Source organism: Streptomyces rhizosphaerihabitans, assembly GCF_025399795.1.
GTDB lineage: Bacteria > Actinomycetota > Actinomycetes > Streptomycetales > Streptomycetaceae > Streptomyces > Streptomyces rhizosphaerihabitans.
In genome coordinates this window covers 179,241-185,657 of the sequence record NZ_JAODTZ010000014.1, presented here as the reverse complement: position 1 = coordinate 185,657, position 6,417 = coordinate 179,241, and the positions used below count along the sequence as shown (strand labels likewise).

6 protein-coding genes and 1 pseudogene are annotated in these 6,417 nt (G+C 72.0%); 5 read left to right on the top strand and 2 right to left on the bottom strand.

The genetic code is table 11. The features are described from left to right. Positions 1-124, top strand: a pseudogene (locus tag N4G66_RS17015) (2-oxoacid:ferredoxin oxidoreductase subunit beta); the annotation flags it as partial. Positions 125-191: 67 nt separating this feature from the next. Here N4G66_RS17015 and N4G66_RS17010 read toward each other — a convergent pair. Beyond that, positions 192-605: a winged helix-turn-helix transcriptional regulator gene (locus tag N4G66_RS17010; protein WP_261704952.1), complete on the bottom strand. Its 414-nt coding sequence runs from the start codon at positions 603-605 to the stop codon at positions 192-194. Positions 606-696: 91 nt separating this feature from the next. Between N4G66_RS17010 and N4G66_RS17005 the strand changes: the two genes are divergently transcribed. The 3 genes from N4G66_RS17005 (at position 697) to N4G66_RS16995 (ending at position 3,443) form a co-directional block, all read left to right on the top strand. Further along, positions 697-1,551, top strand: coding sequence for an SDR family oxidoreductase (locus N4G66_RS17005; protein WP_261704951.1), 855 nt, complete (start codon positions 697-699; stop codon positions 1,549-1,551). A 190-nt stretch (positions 1,552-1,741) separates the two neighbouring features. Continuing rightward, a complete protein-coding gene (rarD, locus tag N4G66_RS17000; protein ID WP_261704950.1) occupies positions 1,742-2,851 on the top strand; it encodes an EamA family transporter RarD in 1,110 nt (369 codons plus the stop codon). Positions 2,852-2,966: 115 nt separating this feature from the next. Beyond that, a complete protein-coding gene (locus N4G66_RS16995) occupies positions 2,967-3,443 on the top strand; it encodes a VOC family protein (RefSeq protein WP_261704949.1) in 477 nt (158 codons plus the stop codon). Positions 3,444-3,492: 49 nt separating this feature from the next. Here N4G66_RS16995 and N4G66_RS16990 read toward each other — a convergent pair whose 3' ends face one another. Further along, a complete protein-coding gene (locus N4G66_RS16990) occupies positions 3,493-5,214 on the bottom strand; it encodes a hypothetical protein (protein WP_261704948.1) in 1,722 nt (573 codons plus the stop codon). A gap of 567 nt (positions 5,215-5,781) precedes the next feature. On the opposite strand from N4G66_RS16990, the gene N4G66_RS16985 reads away from it, so the two are divergent. Further along, positions 5,782-6,387: a DUF6668 family protein gene (locus N4G66_RS16985; protein WP_261704947.1), complete on the top strand. Its 606-nt coding sequence runs from the start codon at positions 5,782-5,784 to the stop codon at positions 6,385-6,387. Positions 6,388-6,417: the final 30 nt, after the last annotated feature.

Here is a 6,417-nt window from a genome sequence, read left to right as displayed (position 1 = left end):
GGTGGACCGGCCGGTCTACGACACGCAGATGGCCGACCAGCTCGACACCGCCATCGAACAGAACGGCAAAGGCGACCTCGCCGCACTCCTCGCCGGCGGCGACACCTGGACGGTCGTCGGCTGAGCCCGTCCGCACGCGGCTTCTGTCCGCAGACGGTTTCTGTCCGCAGACGGGTTTCCGCAGACGGTTTCTACGAGGCCCGGGCCCTGTGTGCCCGGGCCTCGTCGTACGCTCCGCGGGCCCGCTCGACGTCGGCCATGCGCTCACTGGTCCACAGCGCCAGCGACCGCACCTGCTCGGCGGCCTCACGGCCCAGGTCGGTGAGGGAGTAGTCGACGCGGGGCGGGATGACCGGCTTGGCGTCGCGATGGACGAGCCCGTCGCGCTCCAGGGTCTGCAGGGTCTGGGTGAGCATCTTCTCGCTGACCCCTCTCCCGACCCTGCCGATCGCCCGGCGCAGCTCGCTGAAGCGGTACGAACGCTCCAGGAGCTCGATCAGGACGAGCACGCCCCAGCGGCTGGTGACATGTTCCAGGACCAGGCGGTAGGGGCACATCGCCTCACCGGCGTCGTACCCGTCCGCTGCCTTGCTACTTACGGCCATGCCAGTACCTTACTTCAAGGTGGGTACTTTCCAATAGTTAGTGCAGCTTCTAGGGTGAGTGACATCCGCACCCCACAAGGAGATGTACGTCATGAGCATCGTCGTCACCGGAGCCACCGGACACCTCGGCCGTCACGTGGTCGAGCAGCTGCTGGAGAAGGTCCCCGCCGAGCAGATCACCGCCGTCGTGCGCGACGAGTCCAAGGCCGCCGACCTCGCGGCCCGCGGCGTACGGCTCGCGGTCGCCGACTACAACGCGCCGGAGACCTTCGACGGCCTGTTCGCGGCCGGCGACAAGGTGCTGCTGATCTCGGGCAACGAGTTCGACAAGGGCCGCGTACAGCAGCACCGGGTCGTCATCGACGCGGCCGGGGCGGCCGGGGTCTCCCTGCTCGCCTACACCAGCGCCCCCGGCAGCCTGACGGCCGCGCTGGCCGACGACCACCGCGCCACCGAGGAGGTCCTGCTCGCCTCCGGACTGCCGTACACGCTGCTGCGCAACGGCTGGTACCACGAGAACTACACCGAGAACCTCGCCCCCGTGCTGGCGCACGACGCCGTCGTCCAGGCCGCCGGCGAGGGCCGGATCGCCTCCGCCTCGCGCGCCGACTACGCGGCCGCCGCGGTCGCGGTGCTGACCGGCGAAGGGCACGAGAACAAGACGTACGAGCTGAGCGGCGACGAGGCGTGGGGCTTCGCCGAGTACGCCGCCGAGCTGAGCCGGCAGACCGGCAAGGAGATCGTCTACAACCCCGTCTCCCCCGAGGCCTTCGCCGGCATTCTGACCGGCGCCGGGCTGCCCGAGGCCTTCGCCGGGATCCTTGCGGGCGTCGACACCTCCATCGAGAAGGGCGAGCTGGCCGCCACCACCGGCGACCTGTCCCGCCTGACCGGCCGTCCGACCACGCCGATCGCCGAGTCCGTCGCGGCGGCGCTGAAGGGCTGACGTCCCGGCGGGCGCCGGGTGCGGGTCCCACCCGCCCCGCCTGTCATGACCGTATAGCGATACGGGCATGACAGGCGGGGGTGTGCGGCGCTACCTTCTTTCATGCTGCACGGAAGTTCCCCGACCGCACGGGAGCTCCGGAGCGCGGGGGCGCGACAGGCGTCCGCGATCGTGGAAGAAGGAGACACCGGTGGCCGGGAAGCCGAGGGGCGAGCACCGCACAGGTCTGCTGAACGGCTTCGCGGCGTACGGGATGTGGGGGCTCGTCCCCCTGTTCTGGCCGCTGCTGAAGCCCGCCGGAGCGGTCGAGATCCTCGCCCACCGGATGGCGTGGTCCCTGGGGGTGGTCGGGATCGTGCTGCTGGTGATGCGGCGCTGGGCCTGGGCGGGCGAACTGCTGCGGCAGCCGCGCAAACTCGGGCTGATCACGATCGCGGCGGCGGTCATCACCGTCAACTGGGGCGTCTACATCTGGGCGGTCAACTCCGAGCACGTGGTCGAGGCCTCGCTCGGCTACTTCATCAACCCCCTGGTCACCATAGGGATGGGCGTGTTGCTCCTCAAGGAGCGGCTGCGGCCGGTGCAGTGGGCCGCCGTGGGCGTCGGCCTCACGGCCGTCCTCGTGCTGACGATCGGCTCCGGCCGTCCGCCGTGGATCTCCCTCTGCCTCGCCTTCTCCTTCGCCACGTACGGCCTGGTGAAGAAGAAGGTCAACCTCGGCGGCCTGGAGTCGCTCGCCGCCGAGACCGCGATCCAGTTCCTGCCGGCGCTGGCGTATCTGCTGTGGCTGGGCTCGCGGGGCGACGCGACGTTCGCCGCGCAGGGGCCGGGGCACGCCGCGCTGCTCGCGGCGACCGGCGTGGTGACGGCGATCCCCTTGATCTGCTTCGGCGCCGCCGCGATCCGCGTGCCGCTGTCCACCCTGGGCCTGCTCCAGTACATGGCCCCCGTGTTCCAGTTCCTCCTCGGCATCTTCTACTTCCACGAGGCCATGTCTCCCGAGCGGTGGGCCGGGTTCGCGCTGGTGTGGCTCGCGCTCTCGCTCCTGACGTTCGACGCGCTGCGCGCCGCGCGCCGGGGTGCGCGGGCCCTGCGGGAGTCGGCCCGCGCGACCGAGTCCGCGGCCGAGTCCGCGACCACCGCCGATACCGTGGGTACCGCTGCGGCTGCCGATGCCGTGGGTACCACCGCCGAGGTCGCGGGAGTCGCCACCGAGGTCGCGGGAGTCGCCGCCATCACCGCGGGTACCGCCGGGTCGGCCGCTTCGGCCCGTCCGGCCGGTTCGCGCGGCACCTCGTGACAGGCGGACGGAACTCGCCCGGGTCGTAGCGGGAGGGCCTGCCCTCGTACGACATGAGGGTCGGTACCGGCGATTCCGTTGCCCGTCCGGTCGTGGAACCGCTATGAGTGGCTCCATGACGCCGACCCCTGTGCCCGCACCCGTCCCCGTCCACTGGAAACTCGTCATCGACTCCGCAGATCCGCACGCGCAGGCGGACTTCTGGTCCGCCGCGCTCGGTTACGCGGTCGAGGACAACAGCACCTTCATCGAGCAGCTGCTGAGCCTCGGCGCCCTCCCGGCTGCGGCCACCGTCGACTTCCACGGCCGCAGGGCCTTCCGGGACCTGATCGCCGTACGGCATCCCGACGACCCGTACGACAAGGAACGCGGCACCGGTCTCGGGCGACGCCTGCTCTTCCAGCGCGTTCCCGAGACCAAGACCGGCAAGAACCGGCTCCACCTCGACCTGCACCCCGGCGAAGGGCGGCGCGCCGAGGAGGTCGACCGTCTGACGTCTCTGGGGGCGAGCGTGCTGCGCGCGATGAAGGAACCGGCGGGCGAGTGGGTCGTGATGGCGGACCCCGAGGGAAACGAGTTCTGCGTCCACTGACGCCCGGACCGCCGCTCGCCGCCGCCGGCCCGGTTCCACGTTCCGCTTGTCACTCGCCCTGGGCGCGGGGGGTCCAGGTGTAAGGGTTGTCCACCACGACGTGGGCGCGTTCGGCGAGCCGGCCCATACGAGTACGGGCCGATTCGAGTTGTTCGAGGTCGTCGGCGGCGGGACCGTCGTCGGCCGTGAGCTCGGTCCACACGCCGATCAGATCCCTCCCGAGGTGCAGGCCCTGGAGGGGGTCGCGGACGGCGCGCCACGCGGCGGCCGCGCTCTGAACGTTGCCGTAGGCGGCCCGCGTGTCCCGATGGCGTCGGCGAACCCTCGCGAGATCCAGCGACAGGTGGAACGACCTGAGGGCATCGCCGGCCAAGTAGGCGATGTACGCGGTCAGTTCGCGCAGCTTCAACACCTCGGGGTGTTCCTGGCCCAGCGACTGAGCCGCCTCGGCGACGGCACGCTCCGCCATCCCCGCGGCCTCCTCGATACGGCCCGTCTTCACGGCCTCGTTGATCCGGGCGACGGGCTCCGCCAGGAACGCCGACGCGGCGTCCCGTTCCGGGGCCGGCTCCTGCGGACTCGGCGCGAGCACCGCTTCGGCTACGGCGTCGAAGCCGCGCAAGGGAGCGGGCTTCGGCTCCGGTTCCGGCTCCGGAGCCAGCAACGACAAGGCTTCCATCGCGGAGGCCGACTTCCGCTCAGAAGCGGCTGCCTCGGGCCCGTGCGCCGGCGCCCGTTCCGGGACGGCTGCCTCGGGCCCGGGGGCGGACATCCGGTCGGACGCGGGTGTCGGCTCCGGGGCGGCGCCGGTCAGCGGGGCCGGACCGAACTGCCCCGCCGGGGCGGGCGTCGTGGGGGACGCCGACTCCGGCACCGCCCGCAGCACATGCGTCGACGCGGTCCCGGGCAACGGCTTCGGTTCCGGTACCGCCCGCAAGGCGTACGTGGCCCTGTCCCGGCGCGGAGCACCCGGTGCCTCCGGAGCCCGTACCGATCGCTCGGCGGACGCCGGGACGGGCGGAAGCGGCGGAGTCGGCGGCTGCGGACGCCGCTGGGCCGGCGGCTGCGGCGCCTGGACCGGCGACTGCGGCACCCCCTGGACCAGCGGCTGCGGCAAGTCCAAGTCCCTGAGGGAATGCTGCGGGTGCTCCTGAACCGGGGAGCGCGGGTGCTCCCCGCCCCCGGAGCGCGGGTGCTCCTGAGCCGACGACCGCGGGACCTCCCCGGCCGGGGGCCGCGGGCGGCGCTCCTGAACCGGGGGCTCGGAGAAGTTGCGGGCCGGGGGCTGGGAGTGGCCCTCGGCCGGGGAGTGCCGGTGTTCCTGGGCCGGAAGGTGCGGGCGCAGGTCCGGCCGCTGCTCGTACGGCTGTACGGGCGGCGCCGGTGGCGCGGGCGGCGCCACACGGACCGGCTCAGCCGTATAGCGGCTGGAACCGTCGACGTGCACCTGGAGCGGTACGACGAAGCCGATGCGTTCGTCGTGGATGCTGGCGAGGACCGGGTGGCCTGAGGCGAGGGCGAGGCGGTGGAGGCGGTTCAGGATCGCGCCCTGAACCGTCTCGCCGGGCGCGGCCACGACCGGCGTCCCGTCGACCGTGGCACAGCTCGGGGCCCCCGCGGCACCAGGGACCGCGGCCCTCGCCGCCGAGTCCGCCGACGCCGGTACGTGCACCTCGATCGGCGTCATCCCGGTGGCCGGCTGCTCCCCGGCACCGGCCGTCGAGCGCTGCCGCTTGAGTTCCCGCTTCTGTTCGCGGCTGAGTCGAGACATCGGTTCCCTCACGAAGGGGTGGTCAGGGACGAGAACGGGGACGGGGTCGAGGACAAGGGCGACGAGGTCGTGGGCGCGGAGGGTACCGACAGGGACGACAGGACCGCCGCGCCCGGCGGCCCGCCCGACGGGAGGGGCGCCTTCGGTGCCCCGGAGGCCACCGTGGAAGGCGACGAACCCGACGCACCCACGACATCACGATGGTCCCGCAGGCCACAGCCCGTCAACGCCAGTACCCCGGTCACGGACACGACCGCCAGTGCGGCGAACGTCCTCTCGCACGTCCCCGCACGAACTTCTGTACGCATGCCCGTACAGACGCTCGTACGCGTCACGCGCCTGTTCCCGTACGCGTCTCCGTATCCGTACGCCTACCCGTCCGTGCCGTCCTCATCCTCGCCCCCTTCCTCCCCATGCGGTCGAGTCTCTCTGTTCGCACTCGATTCCGGCGTCACCGTGGCGTCACAGGCTCGTCCCAAGGACTCACGCCCCGTTACCCCACTCGCCCGGCGCCGCGAGGATCGGTGGACCGACAACCCGACAACCCGACAAGGGGAGAGAACACCCATGCAGGGCATCAACGGGGTGGTGATGGGGGCGAACGAGGGGGTGACCGTGCGCGGGAGCGACGGCACGGCGCCCCACGGGAGCGAGCCACGGGGGCCGGGCGGGCCCGGTATATGGATTCGCGGGCCGGTCGGCGAGCCGGAACAGCCGCGACTTCCGCACGAGGAGAACCGGCAACTCGTCATGAGCGCACGGACGTTCTCCTGGGTCGCCACCCATGGCGGAGCCGGCGTCTCCACGCTCGCCACCGTCTTCGGCGGCCATGACGCGGGCCGCAACTGGCCCCGGCCGGACCGGAGCGAGCCGGCCTCGGTTCTGCTCGTAGGGCGTACGCACGCGACGGGTCTGGATGCCGTCCTGCACACCCTCGACATCTTCCGGCGCGGCGACGTGCCGCCGGGACTCGATCTCGACGCCATCGTCCTGGTCGCGGACGCGCCCGGCCGACTGCCGCGTCAACTCACCCGGCGCATCAAGCTGATCAACTCGGTCATAGACGTCTACCGGGTGCCGTGGATACCCGCATGGCGCACCGGCGACCTCGTAGGACCTCTGCCACGCGAGACCGCACCACTTGCCCGGCTGACCGGAAGGACCGCGTCATGACCACTGCACACGATCGCCGGCACCGGTGAC